The following is a 26,017-nucleotide window of genomic DNA, read 5'->3' as shown; positions in this document are numbered from 1 at the left end:
AATTTCGGAGCGAGAGTAAGAGATGGATAAGCTAATCGTTACCGGCATCGATATAGGCCATAACAGCCTCAAAGCCGTAGTACTTAAACCCACAGGCAACAATTACGCTCTGTTGGGTTACAAAGAAATATTACTAAAGGAAGGTATTGTCGCTGAAAATAACACCATAAATCATCAAGAAATTGTAAAGACCCTCAAGCAGATAAAAAAAGAACTGCCTTTTGGTGCTAAAAAAGTTGCGATCTCAGTTCCTGATAACTCGGTAATTAGCAAGAAACTGCAAATAGAACAAAATCTTGAAGAGAGTGAAGTTGAGTTTGCAGTGATACAAGCCTTTTCTCATCAATCGCCATTCCCTGTCGAAGAGCTGAGTTTAGACTTCGTTCGTCTTCGCGCTGAGGGCGGGCAGAGTGGCAGTGATAGCTATCAAGTGTTTGCGACAAGAAAAGATGTGGTAGAAGGCCGAGTCGATGCATTACAAAAGTCCGGACTAAAACCTGTTTTAGTGGACGTGCATTCGCAAAGCCTTGGTCATATCTGGAAGCTCACCGCCGATCGCTTTCCTGACAAAAACAAATACTGCTTACTCGATATTGGCACCTTATCGAGCTCCTTCACCATGTTTACCGAACAAGGTGAACTGTTTCACAAAGAGTTTGCTTACGGCACACGCGGAGCAAACAGCGCTTCTCCAGTCGATTTTCTGTCCGATGATGCTCAGGAGAAAACAGAGCTGTTTAACCGTCAAATCATAGAGCGAGTAAAGCGCCAGATGCAGCTCTATACCTCAATCAATGGCTCACAAAACATCAAGGGTATCTGGTTATCAGGGGAAGGGGCCTCCACTCCCATGCTCGCAGAGGAGTTGTCTCAACAATTGTCGTTAGAGTGTGAATTGCTAAATCCGCTAGGGCTATTTGAGATGAAGGTGTCTAAGCGTAAGCGTCGTGCTGTGGATTGGCAGCATTTCTCAACAGCAGCCGGACTGGCCGTTCGTGGCATTCATTGGCTAGGAGGCGCCCGTGCTTTATCGCATTAATTTACTTCCTTGGCGAGAGAATCAAAGAGAAGAGCACCGACGTCGTTTCATCAGTTTGGTCGCATTAGGCATGTTGGTCGCTGTTGGCATCCAGTGGGGTATTGGAAAGTTTTTTGAGTACCAACAAGATCAACAACAGGAGCGGCTCGATTACCTCACTCACTACATTGCCGAACTCGACCAGCGTATTGAAGCAATGAAAATTGCAGAGCAAGAGCACAGCAAAATCCTCGAACGTCTAAAGGTCGTTGAAGGTTTACAAAACGGACGAAACAAAACGACCGAGTTCATGAACTTAATGCCTGCCGTTATCCCTGAAGGTGTATATGTCGACAAGATCAAAATGAATGATCTGGAAATTGAGATCTCTGGGATCTCAGATAGCACTCCAAAACTTGCCACGATGCTAGACAACATGGAGCGCTCGGCCAAGTTGAACGACGTAGAAATGCATTCCATCGTTCACGGCAAAGCCCGTTTTGGGAAAGAGTTTCAAACATTCAAAGTGTCTTTCATGTTCAAAGTAACGGAGAAGAAATTGGAGGCTCAACGTGGTTGATTGGCAGGATCTCGAAATCGATGAAATGGCCGAGTGGCCATTGTTGCCCCAGATTATAGTAATCGCGCTTCTGATCATGGTGATTCAAGGCTTAGGTTATTGGTTTTACCTTAAACCGAAAGACGAACAGTTGAATCACTTGATCCAGCAGGAGCAGACACTCAAGGTGGCATTGAAGATCAAAGCGAACAAAGTGGCAGCGTTGCCTCAGCTTCAATCTCAATTGGATGAACTTACCACTCGTTACGAGTTATTACTACAGCAACTGCCTGCGCAAAAAGAGCTGGCTACAATGCTCGCTTCAGTGAATGAGCTTGGCATCGACAATAAGCTGACTTTCACCCGAATCGACTGGGGCGAAAAACAATCAGAGCACTTCCTTTATCGTCTCCCTTTAAACATAGAGTTAACGGGCGACTTTCATGACATCGGCCATTTTTCTCAGGCGATAGCGACGCTACCTCGAATCATCACGTTTAAAGATGTGACTTGGCAACGTGTCAGCCAAGAGAGCGAAACCCTGCACTTTCGGGTGCGTGCTAATACCTATCAGTTTAAGCCGGAGGAGACGAAAAATGACAAGTAAGTCTTTGTTGCTGGTACTGATGGGTTCTCTATTGATGGGCTGCCAGGCGAATGATGAATCATTGACGGATTTTATTCGAGGAGTGGAAACACAGGCGCGTCGAGAGGTCGAGAAGCTTAAGCCCGCAGACAAGTATGTTGCAGTCACGTACGCACCGGAAGTACAGCGTGCACCCTTTGAATTACCCAAAGAAGCCACTATCGCGACTCAGCCAGTTGCAAGAAAAGATTGTTGGCAACCGCCCTCAAGAAGGCGAACTGGTAAATTAGAAAAATTCCCATTAAGCCAATTACGTTTGAAAGGTGTCATGGGCATGGATAACACGGTTTCTGGCCTTGTTCAGGCTCCCAATGGCACCGTCTATAAAGTTAAGCCGGGTCAATACCTCGGACGCAATAATGGCAAAGTGACCCATGTCAGCCACTCCTACTTGTTGATTAATGAAACGTTGCCCGACGGCTTAGGATGTTGGCAAAAACGTAAAGTTAAGTTGGCTTTGAGATAGCCCCATTTATTTTTGATATTGAGTAATGAAAATGAGACAAGGATTAACACGTACACCAAGGATACTTACTGGGCTCTTCTCCTTATGGTTGTTTGTATTTTTAGCCCCTTTAGCGGCAGCTGAAGAAGTTTCGTCCAATGCCCTAAAAAGTATCGACTTTCGAACTAATAAAGATAAAGACGCCGTGATTGTCGTCGAATTGGCGTCACCGGCCGCGATTGTAGATATCAAGCGTGTACAGGAAGGGTTAAGTATCGATTTGCTTAACACTTCAGTAAAAGACGAGCAATTGTATCTCCTAGACGTGAAAGATTTTTCGACTGTGGTTGAGAGCGTAGAAGTGTTTCGCGACACCTCGACGACGCGCTTGGTTGCGCACATCAATGAAGAATACATGCATGATTACCGTTTAACGGGGCGTTTTTTGGAAATCAAAGTAGCGAAGATCAAACCCAATGAGAAAGCCCCAGATAAAAGCATTTTAGAAAGAGAAGGTAAGCTTATTTCGATTAACTTCCAAGATATTCCTGTGCGAAACGTCTTGCAGCTTATTGCTGATTACAACCAATTCAATTTGGTTGTCTCCGACTCTGTAGAAGGCAACCTCACGCTTCGTCTTGATGGTGTCCCTTGGCAGCAAGTGCTGGATATTATTTTGCAAGTTAAGGGGTTAGATAAGCGTGTTGATGGCAACGTGATTTTAGTTGCTCCGACTGATGAGTTGGACTTGCGTGAGAAGCAGCAGTTAGAAAAACAAAAACTTACGGAAGAAATGGGAGAGCTTTCATCTGAAATCATCAAAGTTAATTTTGCTAAAGCATCAGACATTGCGGAGATGATCAATGGAGAAGGAAATATCAGCATGCTGTCAGAGCGCGGCAGTATGACCATTGATGAGCGAACTAACTCGTTATTGATTAGAGAGTTACCTGAAAACATCGAGGTGATTCGAGAAATTATTGAGTCTTTGGATATTCCAGTTAAACAGGTTCAAATTGAGGCGCGTATTGTGACCATCAATGAAGGTAACATGGACGAGTTAGGGATTCGTTGGGGTTTTACGTCTATTAATGGCAGTAATACAGTGGGCGGTTCTATTGAGAACAACCTCGCCACGATCGGTCTCTATAATGGAGAAGGGGGTGATGACGGTGGTGACGGTGATGGAGTAGGGATCGATGACTTCCTAAATGTAAACTTAGCTGCAACCAGCCCGAATGCGACCAGCATTGCTTTTCAGGTCGCAAAGTTAGGTTCAGACACCTTGTTGGATCTTGAGCTTTCTGCTCTGCAACAAGAGTCTAAAGCTGAGATTATCTCGAGCCCACGTTTGATCACTACCAATAAGAAGCCTGCCTATATTGAACAAGGTACAGAGATTCCTTATCTTGAGTCATCATCAAGTGGTGCAACGACGGTGACGTTCAAAAAGGCGGTATTAAGTTTGAAAGTGACCCCGCAAATCACACCGGATAACCGCTTAGTGTTGGATTTAAGTGTCACGCAAGATAGACCTGGACAAGTCGTGAAGACAGGCACTGGTGAAGCTGTTGCGATTGATACTCAACGTATCGGGACGCAAGTGTTAGTGAATAACGGTGAAACGGTCGTTCTTGGTGGTATTTTTCAGCACAGCATTACTAACTCGGTGGACAAAGTGCCTTTGTTGGGCGACCTGCCGCTATTAGGTGCTCTTTTTCGTCGAAGTTATGAGAATGTTGGCAAAAGTGAGCTGTTAATTTTCGTCACGCCTAAGGTGGTGATTCAGTAGTTCTGTCTCGGGAAAAACTGATTAAATCAAAAATAAAGTTGCAATAGTGGCACCATGCTTGGATAATTTCGGGTCTTATCACGAATTATCTGTGAGGAACTGGTGCCACAAGCCTTGTAGAACAGCAGTTTAGCTGTGTTTTCTTGTGGCGATCTTATTGAATCAATGTTGTAAATTACTGCTAAACATGGCTGAGAAACGTAATATTTTCCTTGTTGGCCCAATGGGCGCCGGCAAAAGTACAATTGGTAGACATCTAGCACAGCAACTGCATATGGAGTTTGTTGACTCCGATACAGTGATCGAAGAACGCACTGGTGCAGACATCTCTTGGGTTTTTGATGTAGAAGGTGAAGAAGGCTTCCGCAAGCGTGAAGAAGCGGTACTTGAAGACCTAACACAAGAGCAAGGCATCGTGCTTGCGACTGGCGGTGGCTCTGTTAAGAGCAAAGAAAACCGCAATCGTCTTTCGGCACGTGGTGTTGTTGTTTACTTAGAAACGACGATTGAAAAGCAACTTGCGCGTACAAACCGCGACAAGAAGCGTCCTTTACTTCAAACGGATAACCCTCGCGAAGTACTGGAGCAATTAGCTGAAGAACGTAATCCTTTATATGAAGAAGTAGCGGATTACACTGTTCGCACTGACGATCAAAGCGCAAAAGTGGTAGCCAACCAGATCGTAAAAATGCTAGAAGAGAGATAAGTCTTTATCTTTTTTTTAATTGGAGCAAACCGATGGAACGGATTACGGTCAACCTAGCTGAGCGTAGCTACCCAATCTCTATTGGCGCCGGGTTATTTGAGGACCCGGCGTACCTCTCTCAAGTTCTCTCAAACAAAAATGCAAAACAAAAAGTTGTTGTGATCAGTAATGTCACAGTGGCGCCTTTGTATGCAGACAAAATTTTAAAGCAACTCGAGCAGCTCGGTTGTAGTGCATCCTTGTTAGAATTGCCTGACGGTGAACAGTACAAAAACTTGGATGTATTTAATCAAGTAATGAACTTCTTACTGGAAGGGAGTTATGCTCGTGATGTTGTGATCATCGCGTTAGGTGGTGGTGTTATTGGCGACCTTGTGGGTTTTGCGTCTGCCTGTTACCAGCGTGGGGTCGACTTTGTTCAAATACCGACCACATTACTATCCCAAGTGGACTCTTCGGTTGGTGGAAAAACCGCGGTGAACCATCCGTTGGGTAAGAACATGATAGGTGCGTTTTACCAACCTAAAGCCGTGATCATTGATACCAACTGCCTGTCGACGTTGCCTGAACGTGAGTTCGCTGCGGGTATCGCCGAAGTCATTAAGTACGGCATTATTTACGATGCAGATTTTTTTGTATGGTTAGAAGACAATCTTGAGCGCTTGTATGCGTTGGATGAAGAAGCACTAACTTATGCGATCGCACGTTGCTGTGAAATAAAAGCGGAAGTGGTGGCTCAGGATGAGAAAGAGTCGGGCATCCGTGCTTTGCTTAACTTAGGTCACACCTTTGGTCATGCGATTGAAGCGGAACTTGGCTATGGCAATTGGCTGCATGGTGAAGCGGTATCTTCCGGCACTGTTATGGCGGCCAAAACGTCGCATCTACGTGGTCTGATCTCGGAAGAGCAATTTGAGCGTATTGTTGCGATTTTGCGTCGTGCAAAACTGCCTGTGCATACTCCAGACAGTATGAATTTCGATGACTTCATCAAGCACATGATGCGAGATAAGAAAGTCCTCTCTGGTCAATTACGATTGGTTTTGCCTACAGGCATTGGCACTGCCGAGGTAATTGCTGATACGACACAAGACGTACTCAAACAGGCAATAGACTTCGGTCGCGATATTTAACCTTGTAATGGCGCCTTTGGGCGTCATTCTTGTAGTGTATTAAGGTTATTAGATGAGTGTTGCTCACGTACTGGAATTAGATTCTCAAATCGAGTTGCTTGATAGATTAGGTCTACTGACTAACTTTGGTTCCAATCTCATTGCGATTAATGGTCATGATGGGTACGGGAAATCTTGGTTAGCGCAGCGATACCTTGAAGTGGGTGCCAGTAACAAGAATCAATGTTTGTTACTTTGTCATTCTAATCAAGACGATGTGCAGCATCGCGTCCTTATTTTGAGTCAACTGGTTTCAGACGCATTGTTTAATCAGCAAGAGCCTTTACTTGATAGCCTTGAAAGGCTTTTAGGTGATGAGCCGTGTGACATTGCAATTGTTGTCGATGATGCGCATTTATTGAGTGAGACACTTATCTCTGAGCTTTGGATGCTGGTCTTAGAGGCGCACCATAAGCCAAATTGGACCATCAATGTCTTACTGTTTACACAGTCTGGACGTTTAGAAGGTTTGCTAGCACGTCTCAGTTATGGACAAGAGATAAAGCCTGTTGAGCTTGATATTGATATGTTGTCCGAAGTGGAAGCTCGTCGTTTCTTTGAGTCACTTGTTGCGCGCTACGTCGATGATGAGTCTGAGAAACGGGTTCGAGATGCATTTAAAAAAGTCGACCCAGTACCGGGTGACATTATGGCGTTAGGAGAGATGAAAGTGGAAAAAAGGATCATTATCCGCTCGATTGTCGGTTCACCCCTGAATATTGCGTTGGTGGTATTAGTCTTACTGTTGCTTGCTGCTGGTGGCTATTGGTGGATGCTTAGTCAACCAAGTCCTGATGATAAAGCGCAGCAAATTGCTGGCAGTTTAGAGCAAACGGTTATTCCAACTTTTGAAGAGTCAGGAGTCAGTGCAGCGCAGTCTTCACTGCAACCTGTAACCGATGGCTCTAGCAGTCTTGATAAGTCTGGTGCGGTTGATGATTCTGATTCATTACCGCCAGCAGTGACAGAAGAAGTAGCGAGCGTAGGCAGTGATGACAATCAACAAAGAGTGGTGATTGAGTCGAATGTGGTCGATGCATTGCTTGAAGGTAAAGCTGATTCAGCAGACACAAAAGCGATTGATGATGTCGTCGGTACTGAGAAGACAGAAACCGCCGATGAAACTAGCTCCCCTTTGATTAAAGTCGTAAAACCGAATCAAGATATGACGCAAGCACCTGCTCAGTCAGAAGAGGGTGAGGCAAACCAACCTGTTGTGAAATTTTCATTTGCTCGTGAAGAACTAAAAGCGCTATCGCCAAGAGCTTATACTTTACAACTCGCAGCTATGACCTCAATGGAAGATGTACAATCCTTTCTCAATGAGCATCAACTGAATAATCAAGTGCGAATTTATCCTACCGTTCGTAATGACACCGAGTGGTATATCATCACATATCAAGATTATCCGACAATTCAAATGGCTCGTGATGCCGTCGCAAGCTTGCCAGATTCGGTTAAGTCGGTGAGTCCTTGGGCAAAATCACTCCGTCAGGTTCACCGTGAAATTGAACGAGTGAAATAAACCTGAGCTTCCCTGAAAAATATGTTACATTCCGCAGCCTTAATTTTTGGTCGATAGATAGAGCAGTAGATGAAAAAGCAACGAGCCTTTCTTAAATGGGCAGGAGGAAAATACGGACTGGTTGAAGACATCCAACGTCATTTGCCGCCGGCTCGAAAGCTAGTTGAACCTTTTGTTGGTGCGGGCTCAGTGTTTCTGAATACCGATTATGACCATTATCTACTTGCAGATATCAATCCAGATTTGATCAATCTGTACAACCTGCTGAAAGAACGCCCTGAAGAGTATATCTCTGAAGCGAAGCGTTGGTTTGTCGCTGAGAACAACCGCAAAGAAGCCTACCTACACATTCGCGCTGAGTTTAATAAAACCGATGACGTGATGTACCGCTCTTTAGCATTTTTGTACATGAACCGCTTTGGTTTTAATGGCCTATGCCGTTACAACAAAAAAGGTGGCTTCAATGTACCGTTTGGCTCTTACAAAAAGCCGTATTTCCCTGAGGCGGAATTGGAGTTTTTTGCAGAAAAAGCCAAAAAAGCTACGTTCGTTTGTGAAGGTTATCCTGAAACATTTCGTCGTGCGCGCAAAGGGAGCGTCGTGTATTGCGATCCACCTTATGCGCCGCTTTCAAATACGGCAAATTTCACCTCATACGCAGGTAATGGTTTCACGTTGGACGACCAAGCTGCATTAGCCGACATTGCTGAAAGAACAGCGACTGAACGTGGCATTCCTGTGTTGATTTCTAACCACGACACTACCTTGACACGTCGGTTGTATCACGGTGCGGATCTTAATGTGGTAAAAGTAAAGCGTACCATTAGCCGTAATGGTAACGGTCGTAATAAAGTTGATGAGCTACTTGCGCTTTTTCATGCCCCAGACATGGATAAATCAAGCTCTTAATTCTCACACTATTATATCTAAATAGTGGATCTCCCCACTGGCTTCGGTAGAATTGCGCGCAGATTGTTTGCTCATTACTACTGAGGTCAGGTATGAAAGATTTTCTTATTGCTCCATCCATTTTATCGGCAGATTTTGCTCGTCTCGGTGAAGATGTAGAAAAAGTACTCGCAGCGGGTGCGGATGTGGTGCATTTCGACGTTATGGATAACCACTATGTACCAAACCTGACTTTTGGTGCGCCTGTGTGTAAAGCACTACGCGATTATGGCATCACAGCGCCAATCGATGTTCACCTAATGGTGAAACCCGTTGACCGTATTATTCCTGATTTCGCAAAAGCGGGTGCGTCGATGATTACGTTCCATGTAGAAGCTTCTGATCATGTAGACCGTACACTGCAGTTAATTAAAGAGCACGGCTGTCAGGCTGGTGTGGTACTAAACCCAGCAACGCCACTTGCAAGTCTTGAGTTTATTATGGATAAAGTCGACATGATTCTACTGATGTCGGTAAACCCTGGTTTTGGTGGTCAATCATTCATTCCTCATACACTAGATAAACTGCGTGCCGTTCGTAAGATGATTGACGAGTCTGGTCGTGATATCCGCTTAGAAATCGATGGCGGTGTGAAGGTTGACAACATTCGTGAAATTGCAGAAGCGGGCGCAGACATGTTTGTTGCAGGCTCGGCGATTTTCGGTGAGCCAGATTACAAACAAGTGATCGATCAAATGCGCGCTGAACTAGCTGAAGTTAAATAAGCACCGATAATCCAGCGCAATAACACGCTGATTTTAAAGGCTGCCAGCTTGTTGGCAGCCTTTGTGTTTTCTAGTATTAGAAGAAATTAAATATCCGCTGCGATGAGCAAATAATCACTTGCCTATTTTACGCCCTTTCTGTACTATTCGTGCTCCTTAAACTCAGTCAATTATCTTTAGTTCCTTGCTTCCTCTGGACGACTGAGCCATTTGTGGAAGCTGAATAATCCGTAAGGAGCAACCAATGCGTCATTACGAAATCGTATTCATGGTGCACCCAGATCAAAGCGAGCAAGTTGCTGGCATGATCGAGCGTTACACTGGTTCAATCACTGAAGCTGGCGGTAAAATCCACCGTCTAGAAGACTGGGGCCGTCGTCAACTGGCTTACCCAATCAACAAGCTTCACAAAGCTCACTACGTTCTTATGAACGTTGAAGCTGACCAAGCTGTAATTGATGAGCTAGAAACTGCTTTCCGTTTCAACGATGCAGTTCTACGTAACATGATCATGCGTACTAAAGCAGCGATCACTGAGCAATCTATCATGCTTAAGCAAAAAGAAGAGCGTGCTCCACGTCGTGAAGAGCGTTCTGAAGCTAAGCCTGAAGCTAAGTCAGAAGCTGCTGAGTAAGTTTTCTTATGGCCAATCGAATGGAGCTGAGCGGCACCATTGCCAAACCGCCCATTCGTAGTAAAAGCCCTGGTGGCATTGAACACTGTCGGTTTTGGCTGGAGCATCGCTCTACTATTATCGAAGCTGACTTACCTCGACAAGTTTATTGTCGTATGCCGGTAGTCGTCAGCGGGCTTGGGTCACAAGCACTAACTCAGAATTTAGTTCAAGGCAGTAACATTAAGGTAAGTGGTTTTGTCACTTATCAAACCGGCCGAAATGGCGTGGGAAAATTAGTGTTACACGCCGACAACATTACTCAAATTTAAGATCAGGAGATAGCCCATGGCTCGTTTCTTCCGTCGTCGTAAATTCTGCCGTTTCACTGCAGAAGGCGTACAAGAGATTGATTACAAAGACGTAGCAACTCTTAAAAACTACATCACTGAAGCTGGTAAAATCGTACCTAGCCGTATCACTGGTACAAGCGCTAAGTACCAGCGTCAACTAGCACGTGCTATCAAGCGTTCACGCTACCTAGCTCTACTACCGTACACTGACAAGCATCAGTAATCGGTTCATTTTATTAAGAAAGAGGATTAAGCAATGCAAGTTATTCTACTTGATAAAATTGGTAACCTAGGTGGTCTTGGCGATACTGCAAACGTTAAATCTGGCTACGCTCGTAACTTCCTTATCCCACAAGGTAAAGCAGTTATGGCAACTAAAGCTAACGTTGAAATGTTTGAAGCTCGTCGTGCTGAACTAGAAGCTAAAGTTGCTGAGCAACTAGCTGCTGCAGAAGCTCGCGCAGAGAAAGTTAACGCTCTAGAAGCTGTAGTTATCGCTTCTAAAGCTGGTGACGAAGGCAAACTATTCGGTTCTATCGGTACTCGTGACATCGCTGACGCTATCACAGCTGCAGGCGTTGAAGTTGCTAAGAGCGAAGTTCGCCTTCCTGAAGGTGCTCTACGTACAACTGGTGAGTTCGAGATCAGCGTTCAACTTCACTCTGAAGTTTTCGCAACTGTGAACCTACAAGTTGTTGCTGCTGAGTAATTCAGTATCAAGACGAAATACTAAAAAGCACCTCCTTGGAGGTGCTTTTTTTATTTCTAAAACTGAGAGAAAAAGGGTTAAAAAGCGAAAAGTAAATTAACGGAAAATACGCTGTCTGCTTTGCTTAAGCCTTCAGGCACTTTATCGTGATACTGACGAGAGTGCGCCAGTTTCAGTGCAATATCTTCAGTAATATCATTGGTTACACTGAGTTCACTATCAGTACGTGTGTTACTTCTACCTGTTACCAACGTAATATCAGCTGCGAAACTTAAATTATCCAACGCATGCCAAGTTGTGTTGATATTTCCTCGAAAAATGCCTTCTCTAACGATATCGGGAAAGACAATATCGTCGTCATCTATTTCGTCTAAGTTTGGCTCTTGATAGCGAAAACCAGGGCCTACTTCTACCTCTAAAATGAAGTTCTCAGTGTAGGAGAACTGGTAACCCAAACCACCTGACAACGTATAGTCTTTAAAATAAGCACTGTAGCGAGAATCCACTCCTTTAAAGCTGCCATACAAATACGTCTTAGGGCCTAACTTGTAGTCACTCTGTAGGGAATAGGTGGATGAGCGTTTGTCTTCTTCACCGTCTTTGTACAAGTTGTAGTACTTCCATTCACCATTAGAGCGGTGTCGACCTGACGTATATTCAGCACTCAAACGAGCATTCAGGGAACGAGAGTCCGTGTTACCTGTGTGAGCTTGATAGCCGAACTCCACCTCGGTTTTTAGTGGGTCGGGTACATCAATATTTTGCTCTGGCTGTACTGATTCGTCAGCATACGATGCACTAGCGCACAGTAGGCTAAAGCTAAGTAACCAGTATCGGGACACATCAACCTCGAACGTAATCAAAAAGGAGGGGCATGATACTGATACAGATATTTGGTTGGGTCAATGGTAGGTTAATTTTTATTAGAGCTAGGCGGAAGAACCAGGCTATTACCCGGGTGGTTCACATGATGATTTCTTAACAAGTAATTGTCGCTTCGGGGAAGCATCTCAGCTAGGTTAAGGTTATAATCGTGGGTCAATAGTAGTTATCGAGCAAAGTCATGGCGGAAAACAGAAATCGCAAACCTTCAGACAGTCAGGTCGACGCAATCAAAGTGCCACCTCACTCACTAGAAGCCGAGCAATCAGTAATTGGTGGTCTTTTACTGGATAATGAACGTTGGGACACCGTTGCCGAACGTGTTGTGAGCAGTGATTTCTATAGTCGTCCACACCGCCTGATTTTTGAAGGTGTAAAAACCATTCTTGAAGCGGGTAAACCTCTCGATCTTATTACTTTATCGGAATATCTAGAGCGTCACGAGTTGTTAGAAGATGTAGGCGGTTTTGCTTACCTCGCTGACTTGGCGAAGAATACGCCAAGTGCAGCTAACATCAATGCGTATGCTGATATTGTCGCTGAGCGCGCGATTGTTCGTGGCCTTATTGGTGTCGCGAATGAAATTGCGGACGCGGGCTATGACCCTCAAGGTCGCAGTTCTGAAGATTTAATAGACATGGCGGAGAGTAAAGTTTTTGCTATCGCCGAGTCTCGAACTAGTGAAAACGAAGGACCACAAAACGTCGACAACATCCTTGAAAAGACGTTAGAACGTATCGAGTTGTTGTATAAAACGCCACAAGATGGTGTTACCGGGGTCGATACCGGTTTCACCGATCTCAATAAGAAAACCGCAGGTTTGCAAGGCTCTGATTTGGTGATTGTCGCAGCGCGTCCATCGATGGGTAAAACGACCTTTGCAATGAACTTGTGTGAAAATGCGGCCATGCAACAAGAAAAGCCCGTACTTATTTTCTCGTTAGAGATGCCAGCTGAACAGTTGATGATGCGTATGTTGGCCTCTTTGTCTCGTGTTGACCAAACCAAGATCCGTACGGGTCAGCTAGATGACGAAGATTGGGCGCGTATTTCTTCTACTATGGGTATCCTGATGCAGAAGAAAAATATGTACATTGATGATAGCTCTGGTCTAACTCCGACCGAAGTGCGTTCGCGCGCTCGCCGTATCGCTCGTGAACATGGCGGTCTGTCGATGATCATGGTTGACTACCTTCAGTTGATGCGCGTGCCTTCGTTAGCCGATAACCGTACTCTTGAGATTGCTGAGATCTCTCGCTCTCTTAAGGCGCTGGCAAAAGAGCTAAATGTGCCTGTTGTGGCACTGTCGCAGCTAAACCGTTCCCTAGAGCAACGTGCGGATAAACGACCAGTAAACTCGGACTTGCGTGAATCCGGTTCCATCGAGCAGGATGCCGACTTGATCATGTTCATCTACCGTGATGAGGTTTATCACCCAGATAGTCCGTACAAAGGTACGGCCGAAATCATTATTGGTAAACAGCGTAACGGTCCTATAGGCTCTGTTCGCCTCACTTTCCAAGGTCAACATTCGCGTTTCGACAACTACGCGGGTCCTGCATTCGATATTGATGATGAGTAATTCCATGAGCTATATGAAAGCGGCCAAGGCGTGCATTGATTTGTCTGCGTTGCAGCACAACTTACAGCGCGTAAAAGCTCAAGCGCCACAAAGTAAAGTGATGGCTGTCGTCAAGGCCAATGGTTATGGTCACGGATTACGTCATGTCGCAAAACATGCTAACCATGCGGATGCGTTTGGCGTGGCTCGCATTGAAGAAGCATTGCAACTGCGCGCTTGTGGAGTAGTAAAGCCGATTCTATTGCTAGAAGGTTTTTACTCTCCTGGTGATTTACCTGTTCTTGTGACGAACAACATCCAAACCGTGGTGCACTGTGAAGAGCAGCTTATCGCCTTGGAGCAAGCAGACCTTGAAACTCCGGTTGTCGTGTGGCTGAAGATTGACAGTGGCATGCACCGCCTTGGGGTTCGTCCTGAACAATATGACGAGTTTGTAACGCGGCTGAAGGAGTGTCCAAATGTAGCGAAACCGTTGCGTTACATGAGCCACTTTGGCTGTGCAGATGAGCTGGATAGCGATATTACCCCACAACAGATTGAGCTGTTTAAATCGTTGACTTCTGGTTGCCAAGGGGAACGTTCACTGGCGGCATCTGCGGGGTTATTGGCATGGCCTCAAAGCCATTTAGATTGGGTTCGTCCGGGTATTATCATGTATGGTGTGTCGCCATTCGATGACAAAACGGCGCAAGATCTTGGGTATCAACCTGTTATGACACTTAAATCCCACCTTATTGCGGTACGTGAAGTGAAGAAGGGCGAAAGTGTTGGCTACGGTGGTATTTGGACCAGTGAGCGAGATACAAAAGTTGGGGTCATCGCTGTAGGGTATGGCGACGGTTACCCAAGAAGTGCTCCAAACGGTACGCCGGTGTGGGTTAATGGCCGTAAAGTACCTATTGCAGGTCGAGTTTCCATGGATATGCTGACGGTCGATTTGGGACCAGACGCAACGGATAAAGTCAGCGACGAAGCGATTCTTTGGGGGAAAGAACTCCCAGTAGAAGAAGTGGCGGGTCACATTGGTACGATTGCGTATGAACTCGTGACTAAGCTAACGCCTCGCGTCGAGATGGAATACTCAAAATAAACAACGAAAGGCTAACCCAAGGTTAGCCTTTGTTTTATCTACTCACCGTTAATCGTAGCAATAACGCGGCGGCCGCCACCAAAGTCTCGATGCTCACCCAAGTAAATACCTTGCCATGTTCCTAAAGCTAATCGACCATTTTGGATTGGTACCGTCACACTACTGCCAAGCAGTGATGCTTTAATATGTGCCGGCATGTCGTCGTCACCTTCATAGGTGTGCTGATAATAAGGAGCACGCTCTGGCACAAACTTATTGAAGTGCGCTTCCATGTCCATACGCACGGTTGGATCAGCATTCTCATTTAAGGTCAAACTGGCGGAGGTGTGCTGAATAAATAAGTGTAATAAACCTACTGAAAGTTCGTTTATTTGTGGTAATTGTTGTTCAATTTCATCAGTTATCAGGTGAAAACCGCGGCATCTCGCTTTTAATTGCAGTGTTTTTTGTGCCCACATACGTGTTCCTTTGGAAATTTATAAATTGGCGTCTATCCTATTCCAATTAGAGCCTGTCATTAGTAAATGATATGATTCTTGTCATCGTAAATGAATTGTTCAATTTCAGGGCAGGGAACGTGACCTAACTCAATGTGAGTGTAAAAGCTCTCGGTCATAATTGGCGCCTGAAAAAAAATTACAAAGACTTGTTTTGTGGCAATTTGCCCAAACATCTAATTTATATTCTATTTGCTAAATCGGGGATTCCACAGTTTTCGCTAGACTGTAAGGAATGGAACCTACTGTAACATCGGGATAAAGACCATGTTGAAAAATATCAATCCAACGCAAACACAAGCTTGGAAAGCGCTAACGGCGCATTTCGAATCTGCACAAGATATGGATCTTAAAGAGCTGTTTGCTCAAGACGCAGCGCGTTTCGACAAATACTCTGCACGTTTCGGCTCAGACATCCTAGTCGATTACTCAAAGAACCTCATCAATGAGGAAACTCTGAAGCACCTGTTTGCTCTTGCGAAAGAGACCGAGCTGAAATCTGCAATTGAAGCGATGTTCAGTGGTGAAGCGATCAACCAAACAGAAGGTCGCGCTGTTCTTCACACTGCACTACGTAACCGTGCTAATACTCCAGTTATGGTAGATGGCGAAGACGTAATGCCAGCAGTGAACGCGGTTCTAGAAAAAATGAAATCATTCACTGAGCGCGTTATCGGCGGTGAATGGAAAGGTTACACAGGCAAAGCAATTACCGATATTGTGAACATCGGTATCGGCGGTTCTGACCTTGGCCCTTACATGGTGACGGAAGCTCTAGCGCCATACAAAAATCATCTAAACCTTCACTTCGTATCTAACGTTGATGGTACACACATCGTTGAAACGTTGAAGAAAGTTAACCCAGAAACGACGTTATTCTTGATCGCGTCTAAGACGTTTACAACGCAAGAAACCATGACTAACGCGCACACTGCTCGTGATTGGTTCCTAGAATCTGCGGGTGATCAGGCTCATGTGGCTAAACACTTTGCTGCGCTTTCAACAAACGCGACAGCCGTGTCTGAATTTGGTATCGATACAGCGAACATGTTTGAATTCTGGGACTGGGTTGGTGGCCGTTACTCACTATGGTCTGCGATCGGTCTATCAATTGCACTAGCAGTAGGTTTCGACAACTTTGTTGAGTTGCTTGATGGTGCTCACGAGATGGACAAGCACTTCGTATCAACAGATCTAGAAAGCAATATTCCAGTGATTCTTGCTTTGATTGGTATTTGGTACAACAACTTCCACGGTGCGGAGTCAGAAGCTATCCTACCTTACGATCAATACATGCACCGTTTTGCAGCATACTTCCAGCAAGGCAACATGGAATCAAACGGTAAATACGTTGACCGTGACGGCAATGCTGTAACTTACCAAACTGGCCCAATCATTTGGGGTGAACCAGGTACCAACGGTCAGCACGCGTTCTACCAGCTAATTCACCAAGGTACTAAGCTTATCCCATGTGACTTCATTGCACCTGCAATTAGCCACAACCCAGCTAGCGATCATCACCAAAAACTGATGTCTAACTTCTTCGCGCAAACTGAAGCTCTAGCGTTTGGTAAAAATGAAGAAACCGTGAAAGAAGAGTTGGTGAAAGTTGGTAAGAATGCTGAAGAAGTGGCAGCGATTGCGCCATTCAAAGTGTTTGAAGGTAACCGTCCAACAAACTCTATTCTAGTGAAGCAAATCACGCCTCGTACGCTAGGTAACTTGATCGCAATGTACGAACACAAAATTTTCGTACAAGGTGTTATCTGGAATATCTTCAGCTTTGACCAGTGGGGCGTGGAGCTAGGTAAACAACTGGCTAACCAAATCCTACCTGAGCTTGCAGATGAGTCTCAAATCAGCTCGCATGACAGCTCAACAAACGGTCTAATCAACGCATTTAAAGCGTTCAAAGCTTAATGTTTGAATAGATAAAGAAAAGGTCAGCAAATGCTGACCTTTTTATTGCCTGAGGCAAAAACAAAATAGGTTGGCCAGTGCCAACCTATTTTTCTCTTTTATTCGAAGCAAATTTCGATAAAGGCATTTCCCCATTGGGAAGAGAAAGGCATGATAATAATTGAGCCTTCACACTTGTGGCGAATCGTATGACCTCGGCCCGAAACCACAACCGGTGTTGCCATATCAAAGTCAAAACCACTTTCTGCCAGAATGCGTTTCGCACCACCAGTAACCATGTTGGTGATCTCACCCACCATATCGGTCACTTCTTCATTGAGCCCATTTGGACGTTCACCAAGCATGTTCTGCATGATTTCTAGGGCGAGTGCTTCATCAAAGGTGATCGACATTGAACCACGAGTTTGTGGGCCTACCATACCAATCAGACCAGAAACGTCACCTCGTGCGATCTCATCTTTTTTGATTCGCGGTTTTTGTGGCTTCAGCTCAAGAGAAGCCATAGTTTTTAGCACGTTCATTAAAGAAGCTAAAAACGGGTTTACAAATTCAGCGCGCATAACGTTCTTCTATACTTTTTCTTTCGTCTCGGAGGAACAGGCCTGGCATTCACCATGAGTTTCAATAACTTGGTTGGTCAGTTTGAATCCATGCTTCTCGGCGTTTTCGGCTAACAAGGATATCAGCGTCTCATCTTCGAGTTCAACGACATCACCACATTTATCGCAAATTAGTAATTGGAAAAAGTGCTGCTGAGTATTGAAAGAACAACAAGTAATAAAGCTATTTGTCGATTCCACTCGGTGGATGAAGCCTTGCTCTAGGAGAAAATCTAATGCTCGATAAACAGTGGGCGGCTTAGCCTGAGGCTCACTCTCTTTTAGTTGCTCCAATAGCTCATACGCACTTGAGGCGCGGCGATTAGAACAAATGAGTTCAAATACGCGTCGGCGTTGCGGAGTCAGTCGTACTCCACGCTCTGCGCAGATACTTTCAATTTGTTCAATGATTGTTGGGTTCAAACCTTTCACCATAACTATCGGACGTGCTCTATGATAAATCATTTCTATACGAAGTTCGTTTAGAAATGCTTCATTTTACCCACTATCAGAACGAAAATCATGAATTAAAGCAAGTCGGTGGTGGTGTGAAGGCGGAATAATCATCACAGAATGAATCAACGAATGACACATTCGTATTACTTCTGCGTATTCCTAAGCACTTGGCTAGTCCGCCAACCAAATCATTCTCGCTGAAACTAGCACCCAGAGGTGCTTGGGTATACAATACCCGACTTATTTTTTGAGCGTACTGCTGCGCTCGACCTTGGCAACATAAAAACGGGTGTTTATATCATGACTCATTCTTGCAGGCTCTCCGTAGCACCAATGTTAGATTGGACTGATCGTCATTGTCGCTACTTCCATCGCTTAATGACCAAAGAAACCCTGCTGTACACTGAAATGGTGACGACAGGTGCGATCATTCATGGAAAAGGAGATTTCCTGGCTTATAACGAAGAAGAGCATCCGTTAGCCCTTCAACTTGGTGGTTCAAACCCAGCAGATTTGGCTACGTGTGCCAAGCTAGCGCAAGAGCGTGGCTACGATGAGATTAACCTAAATGTGGGGTGTCCATCTGACCGCGTACAAAATGGTCGCTTCGGTGCTTGCCTAATGGCTGAACCGCAGTTAGTTGCGGATTGTGTCGCAGCAATGAAAGACGTGGTCGATATCCCTGTAACAGTCAAGACTCGCATTGGTATTGATGATCAAGATTCTTACGAGTTCCTAACGGATTTCGTTTCTATTGTTTCAGAAAAGGGTGGCTGTGAGCAGTTCACTATCCATGCTCGTAAAGCTTGGTTAAGTGGTTTAAGCCCAAAAGAAAACCGTGAGATCCCACCATTGGATTACCCACGCGCTTACCAATTGAAGCAAGACTTCTCACACCTAACGATTGCGATTAACGGTGGCGTGAAATCATTAGAAGAAGCAGAAGCACATCTTCAGCATCTTGACGGTGTGATGATTGGTCGTGAAGCATACCAAAGCCCATATCTACTGGCATCGGTAGACCAAGAGTTGTTTAGCTCTAATGCTCCAGTGAAGAAACGCAGCGAAATTGTTGAAGAGATGTACCCATACATTGAAGCGCAATTAGCGAAAGGTGCGTATCTTGGTCACATTACCCGTCACATGTTAGGTTTGTTCCAAAGCATGCCCGGTGCTCGTCAATGGCGTCGTCATATCAGTGAAAATGCGCACAAACCAGGTTCTGGTCTAGAAGTATTGCAAGACGCGCTAGCTAAGATTCCAAAAGAATTGAATGTGTAAAATTCGCCAGTGAATGGCTAAAATTACCAACTAAAGAATGATAAAGCCAGAGTGCAGAAATGCCTCTGGCTTTGTTTTTTATTAAAAATCATAATCTTAACTTCGTTTCTGTAAGTTGGTATGGAAACTGCTCTGTTTATTGAAAACAAATGGAGAAGTGATTATGTTGGAGCTAATCTTTATTTTAGTCTTTGCGGCGACCTTGTTGGTTACGGGTATCACAATGATGACCGTATTCGCAGCAACTGGTATTGCGTTAGTTGTGATGTTTTTACTGGGAATGGTTGGAGCGGTACTCAAACTATTACCATGGTTAATCGTGATTGCATTGGGTATTTGGTTCTTCAAGAATTACGTTGCTCAGCCCCGCTATAAATAATGAGTAACATCATTTAGTTGATGGAGAGGCGTGAGAATATGGTATATTTCCTCTCACGTCCTCTACGTGAATATCAGCTATCTCGGAGTAAATACTACATGACAAATAAAGCGAACATCGCTTTAACGGCATTATCGTTGGCAGTATCTTTTCCTGTTTTTGCAGAGTACTCTGTATCGACAAAAGTCGGTGCAGAGGTATGGGCTGCCGACACTAAAGTTAATGAAGTGGGACGAGATAGCAGTACCGCAGGCACTTTTTACGCGGCGATTGAACATGATGTAAAATACGTCCCTAATGCGCGCCTTCGTTACTCAAGTGTTGATGCGGATTACATGGGGTTCGATAAGCTCGATTTAACCTTGTATTACCACGTTCTAGAGCATGATTTATTGCACTTTGATGCGGGTCTCACGTTCAGTAATTTAAGTGACACTAAATACATTGATGCTGGCTCAAGCAGGCGTGTAGAAGAATTTGATGAGCTGATTTGGGCTTGGTATGGTTACGCAGAAATTCAAGTTCCGGATACAAACTTTGATGTGATTGGTGAGATAAACTTTGGTGACAACAAAGGTATCAAAAGCACCGATTTCATGGCAGGTGTTCAATACAATGTACCGCTCGAAAAAGCTCGACTGGCTTTTCGTGGAGGTTACCGTGTGATTGATTTAGAGTCCGATAAATTCATGTCGGATCTAGGGAAAGAGTTTATTTTTGCTAACGGCTTCTTTGTGAGTGCGGAATACGCGTTCTAAACTCAGCCATGTTAGATATTCGATTTACTTAAAACGTCGCTTTATAAGCGGCGTTTTTTTATATCACTTCATTATATCTAATCGAAATTTCTCCCTATTTGGCTGACTTAGACCATGCTTACCTAGGAGCAATGTGAAAGTTAAAACAGGGATAGCGATGACAATAAATGAACTAAGACATCTATTCCGTGAAAATCAGCTTATCGAAGCGATTATTGAGCCTGCAATCCAAGAGGGTGGTTGGGTTGTAGAGTTCAGACATGCGCGCGGTGGTTTTGTTTTTCTAACGGACAGTCACGGCGAAGAATGTCTTTATGAAGATTTGGATACTGCGTCAAAATCGGCAATGGCAGTAGGCTTTCAACAAGTCCGCATTGAAGATCGATGAGCAAAAAGTAAGCCGTTCTTACTTCCAAAAAGTTATAAAACATTCACTTCTATTCTTTCTTGTTATTAAGGAGAGTGGGTACTCTATCGTCACGCAATGAATAGGGATGTCGTGATAATGTCTTTTCAAAAGAATGAGTATTCTCACAAGAATGTGTCTGAAGATAATAATGGGCAAGGAGGAAATCCTCCAATCGCAAGCCCTCTGAATGACCAACAAATTAGCTCACTCCAACAAACTGTCTCTGAGTTGTCTTCACAGCAACTTGCTTGGGTCAGTGGGTATTTTTGGGGATTAGCTCAAAATCAACCAAACACAGCGGTAACGCCAATTGCACAAGCAACGGCAGCCGTATCAGCGAAGCCAGCAGGTAAGTTGAGTATTATTTTTGCTTCCCAAACGGGCAATGCTAAAGGTGTTGCTGAAGCTCTGGAACAGGAAGCAAAAGCAGAAGGAATTGCAGTCGAACTTTTTGATGCAAGCGATTACAAAGGTAAAAACTTAGCCAAAGAAACGCATGTCATTATTGTGGCATCGACTAACGGCGAAGGCGAAGCGCCTGATAATGCCATTGAGCTACATGAGTTTTTGCAATCGAAGAAGGCTCCTAAGCTGCCAAACCTGCAATATGGTGTTATTGCACTGGGAGATTCTAGCTACGAATTCTTCTGTCAGACCGGTAAAGACTTCGACACTTACCTATCAAAGCTAGGCGCGACTCCATTTATCGAGCGTCTTGATTGCGATGTGGATTATGAAGCCCCTGCAACTGAATGGCGTAAGAATGCGTTAGACAAGGTAAAAGATACACTGTCTTCTGGCTCTGAAGCGGATGTGGTTCAACTTCCTGTGGGTCAAGCTGCGACTGCGCACTCTCCTTACAATAAACAAAGTCCGTACACTGCGACGTTACTGACCAGTCAAAAAATCACGGGCCGTGACTCTGGAAAAGACGTTCGTCATATAGAAATCGACTTAGAAGGCTCGGGCTTAACGTATCAGCCTGGTGATGCACTAGGTGTGTGGTTTGAAAATAGCTCGGAACTTGCAAATGCCATTCTTGGTAAGGTCGGTTTGTCTGGGGTTGAGACTGTTGACGTTGATGGTGAAAGCTTGTCAATCCACAGTGCTCTTGTGAGTAAATATGAAATCACAACATCTAACCCACAGCTCATCACAAAGTTTGCCGAGTTATCCGGTAGCAAGAAGCTACAAAAGTTAGTTGAAGATAAAGATAAGCTTCGCGAGTACTCTGCAAATACTCAAATCGTTGATGTACTGGCAGAAAAGAAAACCAAGTTAACCGCAGATGAGTTGATTGGTTTGCTTCGTCGCCTTACTCCACGCCTTTACTCTATTGCATCAAGCCAAGAAGAGGTCGATGAAGAAGTACACCTAACGGTTGCTTTGGTTGAGTACGAACAAAACGACGAAAAACGATATGGTGGAGCGTCTAGTTTCTTAGCACAGCGTCTCGAAGAGGGAGATGAAGTTAAAGTATTTGTTGAGCATAACAACAACTTTAAACTGCCGGAAGATGATAGCACTCCAATTATCATGGTTGGTCCTGGCACAGGGATCGCACCATTCCGTAGCTTTATTCAGGAACGTGAAAACCGCGATTCTGAAGGCAAAAACTGGTTGTTCTTTGGTGATCGCACGTTCACTCAAGACTTCTTGTACCAAGTGGAATGGCAAAAGTATCTCAAGTCAGGAGTACTAAGCCGATTGGATGTTGCCTTTAGTCGTGACCAAGTAGAAAAGGTTTACGTACAACATCGCATCTTAGAAAACGCAGCTCAAGTGTGGCAGTGGATCCAAGAAGGCGCTTATATCTATGTCTGCGGTGATGCAACGCGTATGGCAAAAGATGTGCACGACGCATTGGTTATCGTTGCTGAACAAGAAGGCAAGATGCCGCGTGACGATGCAGAACAATTTATTAATGACCTACGTAAAGCGAAACGTTATCAGAGGGATGTGTACTAATGACTTTTTCTACGGACAATAATAAGCAGGTTGTATTAGGTGAAGAGTTAGGGCCGCTATCTGATAACGAGCGCCTGAAGCGAGAAAGCAACTTATTACGTGGCACTATTGAGCAAGATTTACAGGACCGTATTACTGGTGGCTTTACTGCCGACAACTTCCAGTTAATTCGTTTCCACGGTATGTATCAACAAGACGATCGTGATATCCGTAATGAACGCACAAAGCAAAAACTGGAACCATTACATAATGTGATGCTTCGTGCTCGTATGCCTGGAGGCATCATCACGCCAACGCAATGGTTAGCGATCGACAAGTTCGCAACGGAGCACTCTTTATATGGAAGTATTCGTCTGACGACTCGCCAAACGTTCCAGTTTCATGGGGTATTAAAACCGAATATTAAGTTGATGCATCAAACGCTCAACAGTATTGGTATTGATTCGATTGCAACCGCGGGTGATGTAAACCGTAACGTGTTGTGTACCACTAATCCAGTGGAGTCAGAGTTACACCAAGAAGCTTACGAATGGGCGAAGAAGATCAGTGAGCATCTATTACCAAAGACGCGCGCTTATGCAGAGATTTGGCTAGACGGTGAAAAAGTAGAAAGCACGGAAGAAGACGAACCGATTCTAGGCAAGAACTACTTACCACGTAAGTTTAAAACCACAGTGGTTATCCCACCGCAAAATGACGTAGATGTACACGCTAACGATCTCAACTTCGTAGCGATTGCAGATAACGGCAAGCTGGTTGGTTTTAACGTCCTGGTCGGCGGCGGCTTAGCGATGACGCATGGCGATACATCAACTTATCCGCGCCGCGCTGACGATTTTGGTTTTATTCCGCTGGACAAGACACTTGATGTTGCCGCAGCTGTAGTAACAACTCAGCGCGACTGGGGTAACCGTTCAAACCGTAAGAACGCAAAAACCAAATACACATTGGATCGTGTAGGTAGCGATGTCTTTAAAGCGGAAGTCGAGAAACGTGCTGGTGTTAAGTTTGAGCAAAGCCGTCCATATGAATTCACAGAACGTGGTGACCGTATTGGCTGGGTAGAGGGAATTGATGGTAAATATCATTTAGCGCTTTTCATCGAAAACGGTCGCTTATTAGACTTTCCAGGTAAACCACTTAAGACGGGTGTTGCTGAAATTGCCAAAATCCACAAAGGCGATTTCCGCATGACAGCAAACCAAAACCTAATTGTTGCGGGTGTACCTAAAAAAGAAAAAGCGAAGATTGAAAAGATCGCTCGTGAACATGGCTTAATGGACGACGGCGTAAGTGAACAGCGTAAGAACTCAATGGCGTGTGTTGCTTTTCCAACTTGTCCGCTAGCGATGGCAGAAGCTGAACGTTTCCTTCCTCAGTTTGTTACTGATGTGGAGGGGATTCTGGAGAAGCACAACCTACCAGAAAATGACAACATCATTTTGCGTGTAACTGGGTGTCCAAATGGTTGTGGTCGCGCAATGTTGGCTGAAATTGGTCTAGTTGGCAAAGCGCCGGGTCGTTACAACTTGCACCTAGGTGGTAACCGTGCCGGTACTCGAGTACCAAAAATGTATAAAGAGAACATCACGGATAAGCAAATCTTAGAAGAGATTGATCTGCTGGTGGCTAGATGGTCGAAAGAGCGTGAAGAAGGCGAAGCCTTTGGCGATTTCACTATTCGTGCTGGCATTATCCAAGAAGTGCTCGTATCAAAGAGGGACTTTCATGCTTGATTCTGTAGCATCCAAGCTTGAGCTCACAGAGTTACTGACATTAACAAAGACGGAGCAAATCCTCCGTCTTGCTCAAATTAATGTCGAGCTCGAAAAGCTTTCAGCACAAGAGAGAGTTGCGTGGGCTTTAGATAATCTAGAAGGCGAGTTCGCGGTTTCTTCTAGTTTTGGTATTCAAGCCGCGGTTATGCTTCATTTAGTTACTCGCGCCAAAGCGGACATCCCCGTCATTCTAACCGATACTGGTTACCTGTTTGCTGAGACGTACCGATTTATCGATGAGCTGACAGATGCTCTCAACCTAAATTTAAAAGTTTATCGAGCCAAAGAAAGTGCGAATTGGCAAGAAGCTCGATATGGAAAATTATGGGAGCAGGGTGTAGAGGGAATTGAAAAATACAACAAGCTCAATAAAGTTGAGCCGATGCGTCGAGCGTTAAAAGAGCTTAATGTTGGAACGTGGTTCTCTGGACTGCGTCGAGAGCAAAGTAAATCTCGTGCAGGTTTACCGATTCTATCAATTCAGAACGGTGTGTTTAAATTCCTACCAGTAATTGATTGGACTAATAAAGACGTTCATTACTACTTAGAACAACACGGCCTTAAATACCACCCATTGTGGGATGAAGGTTACCTTTCAGTTGGTGATACACATACCACTCGTAAATGGGAGCCGGGAATGTCAGAGGAAGAAACTCGATTCTTTGGCTTAAAGCGAGAATGTGGCCTACACGAAGATGATGGCTCTGAACAAGATGGGTCTGGCATATAGCCATAATGCTCTTTAAATAGAGTTTAGGTTAAGTTTAATAAAGATAGCTGCAATAAAGCAGCTTTCTTTATTTATAGTACTTGAAAAACACGCCTCAAAGAACAACTCTGTGGATAAGTTGTGTGAGAGTTTGGGGTAAAGTTGAATAAATAAAGGTTTGATCGAAAACTCATCGTTTAACTATTATTTTTGCAATTTTTGAAAAATAACACTTGCCAATGTGAGCGCGATCTCTATAATGCCTCCTCGTCGACAGGGCAAGGCCTCACAAGGGTTTAAGCGAAGTTGATAAGGCTGAAAAGAAAAACGAAATAATTTGAAGAAAGTGTTTGACACAATAAATTATCTCGCTAGAATGGCCGCCTCTTCCGAAGTGATGTCAATCACAAAGAAGAGTTGTTCTTTAACAATATAGACCTATCAATCTGTGTGGGCACTCGTTGATGATAATCCAATTAGATACTTCGGTATCAAATT

General features: G+C 44.5%; 28 protein-coding genes. 24 read left to right on the top strand and 4 right to left on the bottom strand.

The window, feature by feature from the left end; translation table 11 throughout:
• Positions 1 to 22 precede the first annotated feature (22 nt).
• From pilM to rplI, 14 genes are all read left to right on the top strand, one after another.
• Positions 23 to 1,039, top strand: a complete 1,017-nt coding sequence (pilM, locus tag R7O13_RS22030; RefSeq protein WP_017821733.1) for a type IV pilus biogenesis protein PilM — start codon at positions 23 to 25, stop codon at positions 1,037 to 1,039.
• A complete protein-coding gene (locus tag R7O13_RS22025; protein ID WP_005381323.1) occupies positions 1,023 to 1,598 on the top strand; it encodes a PilN domain-containing protein in 576 nt (191 codons plus the stop codon). Before pilM ends, R7O13_RS22025 begins: the two co-directional genes overlap by 17 nt.
• Positions 1,591 to 2,184: a type 4a pilus biogenesis protein PilO gene (locus R7O13_RS22020; protein ID WP_064354357.1), complete on the top strand. Its 594-nt coding sequence runs from the start codon at positions 1,591 to 1,593 to the stop codon at positions 2,182 to 2,184. The genes R7O13_RS22025 and R7O13_RS22020 overlap by 8 nt, the downstream gene beginning before the upstream one ends.
• Complete coding sequence (locus tag R7O13_RS22015) at positions 2,174 to 2,689, top strand: pilus assembly protein PilP (protein WP_005382766.1); 516 nt, start codon at positions 2,174 to 2,176, stop codon at positions 2,687 to 2,689. Before R7O13_RS22020 ends, R7O13_RS22015 begins: the two co-directional genes overlap by 11 nt.
• Before the next feature lie 25 nt (positions 2,690 to 2,714).
• Complete coding sequence (locus R7O13_RS22010) at positions 2,715 to 4,460, top strand: type IV pilus secretin PilQ (protein ID WP_005382765.1); 1,746 nt, start codon at positions 2,715 to 2,717, stop codon at positions 4,458 to 4,460.
• A 187-nt stretch (positions 4,461 to 4,647) separates the two neighbouring features.
• Positions 4,648 to 5,166: a shikimate kinase AroK gene (gene aroK / locus R7O13_RS22005; RefSeq protein WP_005381319.1), complete on the top strand. Its 519-nt coding sequence runs from the start codon at positions 4,648 to 4,650 to the stop codon at positions 5,164 to 5,166.
• A 32-nt stretch (positions 5,167 to 5,198) separates the two neighbouring features.
• Positions 5,199 to 6,299, top strand: coding sequence for a 3-dehydroquinate synthase (gene aroB, locus R7O13_RS22000; RefSeq protein ID WP_005382764.1), 1,101 nt, complete (start codon positions 5,199 to 5,201; stop codon positions 6,297 to 6,299).
• A gap of 52 nt (positions 6,300 to 6,351) precedes the next feature.
• Complete coding sequence (locus R7O13_RS21995) at positions 6,352 to 7,863, top strand: SPOR domain-containing protein (RefSeq protein ID WP_213973551.1); 1,512 nt, start codon at positions 6,352 to 6,354, stop codon at positions 7,861 to 7,863.
• Between the two features lie 69 nt (positions 7,864 to 7,932).
• Positions 7,933 to 8,772: a Dam family site-specific DNA-(adenine-N6)-methyltransferase gene (locus tag R7O13_RS21990; protein WP_005382762.1), complete on the top strand. Its 840-nt coding sequence runs from the start codon at positions 7,933 to 7,935 to the stop codon at positions 8,770 to 8,772.
• Between the two features lie 92 nt (positions 8,773 to 8,864).
• Positions 8,865 to 9,536 (top strand): ribulose-phosphate 3-epimerase, encoded by a 672-nt coding sequence (gene rpe / locus R7O13_RS21985; RefSeq protein WP_005381300.1) that lies wholly within the window; start codon positions 8,865 to 8,867, stop codon positions 9,534 to 9,536.
• A gap of 244 nt (positions 9,537 to 9,780) precedes the next feature.
• Complete coding sequence (gene rpsF, locus R7O13_RS21980) at positions 9,781 to 10,170, top strand: 30S ribosomal protein S6 (protein ID WP_005381299.1); 390 nt, start codon at positions 9,781 to 9,783, stop codon at positions 10,168 to 10,170.
• An 8-nt stretch (positions 10,171 to 10,178) separates the two neighbouring features.
• Entirely contained in the window at positions 10,179 to 10,481 is a 303-nt protein-coding gene (gene priB, locus R7O13_RS21975; RefSeq protein WP_005381298.1) for a primosomal replication protein N, read from the top strand.
• Positions 10,482 to 10,497: 16 nt separating this feature from the next.
• Positions 10,498 to 10,725, top strand: coding sequence for a 30S ribosomal protein S18 (gene rpsR / locus R7O13_RS21970; RefSeq protein WP_000090472.1), 228 nt, complete (start codon positions 10,498 to 10,500; stop codon positions 10,723 to 10,725).
• A gap of 33 nt (positions 10,726 to 10,758) precedes the next feature.
• Positions 10,759 to 11,211, top strand: coding sequence for a 50S ribosomal protein L9 (rplI, locus tag R7O13_RS21965; RefSeq protein WP_005381278.1), 453 nt, complete (start codon positions 10,759 to 10,761; stop codon positions 11,209 to 11,211).
• Between the two features lie 77 nt (positions 11,212 to 11,288).
• Here rplI and R7O13_RS21960 read toward each other — a convergent pair whose 3' ends face one another.
• Positions 11,289 to 12,053, bottom strand: coding sequence for a DUF481 domain-containing protein (locus tag R7O13_RS21960; protein WP_005381276.1), 765 nt, complete (start codon positions 12,051 to 12,053; stop codon positions 11,289 to 11,291).
• 221 nt (positions 12,054 to 12,274) lie between these two features.
• Here R7O13_RS21960 and R7O13_RS21955 point away from each other — a divergent pair, with 221 nt between their 5' ends.
• Both R7O13_RS21955 and alr read left to right on the top strand, forming a co-directional pair.
• Positions 12,275 to 13,675, top strand: a complete 1,401-nt coding sequence (locus R7O13_RS21955) for a replicative DNA helicase (protein ID WP_318304707.1) — start codon at positions 12,275 to 12,277, stop codon at positions 13,673 to 13,675.
• A gap of 13 nt (positions 13,676 to 13,688) precedes the next feature.
• Positions 13,689 to 14,765, top strand: coding sequence for an alanine racemase (gene alr / locus R7O13_RS21950; RefSeq protein WP_031777284.1), 1,077 nt, complete (start codon positions 13,689 to 13,691; stop codon positions 14,763 to 14,765).
• Between the two features lie 38 nt (positions 14,766 to 14,803).
• Here alr and R7O13_RS21945 read toward each other — a convergent pair whose 3' ends face one another.
• Entirely contained in the window at positions 14,804 to 15,223 is a 420-nt protein-coding gene (locus R7O13_RS21945; RefSeq protein ID WP_042523680.1) for a secondary thiamine-phosphate synthase enzyme YjbQ, read from the bottom strand.
• Between the two features lie 306 nt (positions 15,224 to 15,529).
• Here R7O13_RS21945 and pgi point away from each other — a divergent pair, with 306 nt between their 5' ends.
• The gene (gene pgi, locus R7O13_RS21940; RefSeq protein WP_005381270.1) at positions 15,530 to 17,182 is read left to right on the top strand and encodes a glucose-6-phosphate isomerase; all 1,653 of its coding nucleotides are present in this window, start codon (positions 15,530 to 15,532) and stop codon (positions 17,180 to 17,182) included.
• Positions 17,183 to 17,280: 98 nt separating this feature from the next.
• Here the strand turns inward: pgi and R7O13_RS21935 are convergent, their stop codons facing one another.
• The gene (locus R7O13_RS21935; protein ID WP_005381269.1) at positions 17,281 to 17,742 is read right to left on the bottom strand and encodes a chemotaxis protein CheX; all 462 of its coding nucleotides are present in this window, start codon (positions 17,740 to 17,742) and stop codon (positions 17,281 to 17,283) included.
• A gap of 9 nt (positions 17,743 to 17,751) precedes the next feature.
• Positions 17,752 to 18,216: a zinc uptake transcriptional repressor Zur gene (zur, locus tag R7O13_RS21930; protein ID WP_005381268.1), complete on the bottom strand. Its 465-nt coding sequence runs from the start codon at positions 18,214 to 18,216 to the stop codon at positions 17,752 to 17,754.
• A gap of 321 nt (positions 18,217 to 18,537) precedes the next feature.
• Between zur and dusA the strand changes: the two genes are divergently transcribed.
• The 7 genes from dusA (at position 18,538) to R7O13_RS21895 (ending at position 25,540) form a co-directional block, all read left to right on the top strand.
• Positions 18,538 to 19,518 carry a tRNA dihydrouridine(20/20a) synthase DusA gene (gene dusA, locus R7O13_RS21925; protein ID WP_318304706.1) on the top strand — a complete coding sequence of 327 codons (981 nt, stop codon included), beginning with the start codon at positions 18,538 to 18,540 and terminating at the stop codon, positions 19,516 to 19,518.
• A gap of 163 nt (positions 19,519 to 19,681) precedes the next feature.
• Complete coding sequence (gene pspG, locus R7O13_RS21920; protein WP_005381266.1) at positions 19,682 to 19,897, top strand: envelope stress response protein PspG; 216 nt, start codon at positions 19,682 to 19,684, stop codon at positions 19,895 to 19,897.
• 98 nt (positions 19,898 to 19,995) lie between these two features.
• Positions 19,996 to 20,655, top strand: coding sequence for a TIGR04219 family outer membrane beta-barrel protein (locus R7O13_RS21915; RefSeq protein ID WP_170892558.1), 660 nt, complete (start codon positions 19,996 to 19,998; stop codon positions 20,653 to 20,655).
• 157 nt (positions 20,656 to 20,812) lie between these two features.
• Positions 20,813 to 21,043 carry a hypothetical protein gene (locus R7O13_RS21910; RefSeq protein WP_005381264.1) on the top strand — a complete coding sequence of 77 codons (231 nt, stop codon included), beginning with the start codon at positions 20,813 to 20,815 and terminating at the stop codon, positions 21,041 to 21,043.
• Between the two features lie 117 nt (positions 21,044 to 21,160).
• Complete coding sequence (locus R7O13_RS21905; RefSeq protein ID WP_042523682.1) at positions 21,161 to 23,032, top strand: assimilatory sulfite reductase (NADPH) flavoprotein subunit; 1,872 nt, start codon at positions 21,161 to 21,163, stop codon at positions 23,030 to 23,032.
• Positions 23,032 to 24,768, top strand: a complete 1,737-nt coding sequence (gene cysI / locus R7O13_RS21900; protein WP_318304701.1) for an assimilatory sulfite reductase (NADPH) hemoprotein subunit — start codon at positions 23,032 to 23,034, stop codon at positions 24,766 to 24,768. Before R7O13_RS21905 ends, cysI begins: the two co-directional genes overlap by 1 nt.
• Positions 24,761 to 25,540 carry a phosphoadenylyl-sulfate reductase gene (locus tag R7O13_RS21895; RefSeq protein ID WP_005382748.1) on the top strand — a complete coding sequence of 260 codons (780 nt, stop codon included), beginning with the start codon at positions 24,761 to 24,763 and terminating at the stop codon, positions 25,538 to 25,540. The genes cysI and R7O13_RS21895 overlap by 8 nt, the downstream gene beginning before the upstream one ends.
• The last annotated feature ends 477 nt before the right edge of the window (positions 25,541 to 26,017 follow it).

The sequence above is a fragment of the Vibrio sp. Y176 genome (genome assembly GCF_033438945.1).
The sequence above is the reverse complement of the archived record's forward strand: the minus strand, read 5'-3'. Positions and strand labels throughout refer to the sequence as shown.

Excerpts from the sequence above, each read along its gene's own strand:
- pilM (WP_017821733.1), top strand. The coding sequence starts at position 23 with ATGGATAAGCTAATCGTTACCGGCATCGATATAGGCCATAACAGCCTC.
- dusA (WP_318304706.1), top strand. The coding sequence starts at position 18,538 with ATGACTCATTCTTGCAGGCTCTCCGTAGCACCAATGTTAGATTGGACT.
- R7O13_RS21895 (WP_005382748.1), top strand. The coding sequence starts at position 24,761 with ATGCTTGATTCTGTAGCATCCAAGCTTGAGCTCACAGAGTTACTGACA.
- R7O13_RS21945 (WP_042523680.1), bottom strand. The coding sequence starts at position 15,223 with ATGTGGGCACAAAAAACACTGCAATTAAAAGCGAGATGCCGCGGTTTT.
- aroK (WP_005381319.1), top strand. The coding sequence starts at position 4,648 with ATGGCTGAGAAACGTAATATTTTCCTTGTTGGCCCAATGGGCGCCGGC.
- R7O13_RS22010 (WP_005382765.1), top strand. The coding sequence starts at position 2,715 with ATGAAAATGAGACAAGGATTAACACGTACACCAAGGATACTTACTGGG.
- R7O13_RS21915 (WP_170892558.1), top strand. The coding sequence starts at position 19,996 with ATGACAAATAAAGCGAACATCGCTTTAACGGCATTATCGTTGGCAGTA.
- R7O13_RS21955 (WP_318304707.1), top strand. The coding sequence starts at position 12,275 with ATGGCGGAAAACAGAAATCGCAAACCTTCAGACAGTCAGGTCGACGCA.
- alr (WP_031777284.1), top strand. The coding sequence starts at position 13,689 with ATGAAAGCGGCCAAGGCGTGCATTGATTTGTCTGCGTTGCAGCACAAC.
- aroB (WP_005382764.1), top strand. The coding sequence starts at position 5,199 with ATGGAACGGATTACGGTCAACCTAGCTGAGCGTAGCTACCCAATCTCT.
- R7O13_RS21990 (WP_005382762.1), top strand. The coding sequence starts at position 7,933 with ATGAAAAAGCAACGAGCCTTTCTTAAATGGGCAGGAGGAAAATACGGA.
- rpe (WP_005381300.1), top strand. The coding sequence starts at position 8,865 with ATGAAAGATTTTCTTATTGCTCCATCCATTTTATCGGCAGATTTTGCT.
- pgi (WP_005381270.1), top strand. The coding sequence starts at position 15,530 with ATGTTGAAAAATATCAATCCAACGCAAACACAAGCTTGGAAAGCGCTA.
- rplI (WP_005381278.1), top strand. The coding sequence starts at position 10,759 with ATGCAAGTTATTCTACTTGATAAAATTGGTAACCTAGGTGGTCTTGGC.
- pspG (WP_005381266.1), top strand. The coding sequence starts at position 19,682 with ATGTTGGAGCTAATCTTTATTTTAGTCTTTGCGGCGACCTTGTTGGTT.
- rpsR (WP_000090472.1), top strand. The coding sequence starts at position 10,498 with ATGGCTCGTTTCTTCCGTCGTCGTAAATTCTGCCGTTTCACTGCAGAA.
- R7O13_RS22015 (WP_005382766.1), top strand. The coding sequence starts at position 2,174 with ATGACAAGTAAGTCTTTGTTGCTGGTACTGATGGGTTCTCTATTGATG.
- R7O13_RS21905 (WP_042523682.1), top strand. The coding sequence starts at position 21,161 with ATGTCTTTTCAAAAGAATGAGTATTCTCACAAGAATGTGTCTGAAGAT.
- cysI (WP_318304701.1), top strand. The coding sequence starts at position 23,032 with ATGACTTTTTCTACGGACAATAATAAGCAGGTTGTATTAGGTGAAGAG.
- priB (WP_005381298.1), top strand. The coding sequence starts at position 10,179 with ATGGCCAATCGAATGGAGCTGAGCGGCACCATTGCCAAACCGCCCATT.
- R7O13_RS21995 (WP_213973551.1), top strand. The coding sequence starts at position 6,352 with ATGAGTGTTGCTCACGTACTGGAATTAGATTCTCAAATCGAGTTGCTT.
- R7O13_RS21935 (WP_005381269.1), bottom strand. The coding sequence starts at position 17,742 with ATGCGCGCTGAATTTGTAAACCCGTTTTTAGCTTCTTTAATGAACGTG.
- rpsF (WP_005381299.1), top strand. The coding sequence starts at position 9,781 with ATGCGTCATTACGAAATCGTATTCATGGTGCACCCAGATCAAAGCGAG.
- R7O13_RS21910 (WP_005381264.1), top strand. The coding sequence starts at position 20,813 with ATGACAATAAATGAACTAAGACATCTATTCCGTGAAAATCAGCTTATC.
- zur (WP_005381268.1), bottom strand. The coding sequence starts at position 18,216 with ATGGTGAAAGGTTTGAACCCAACAATCATTGAACAAATTGAAAGTATC.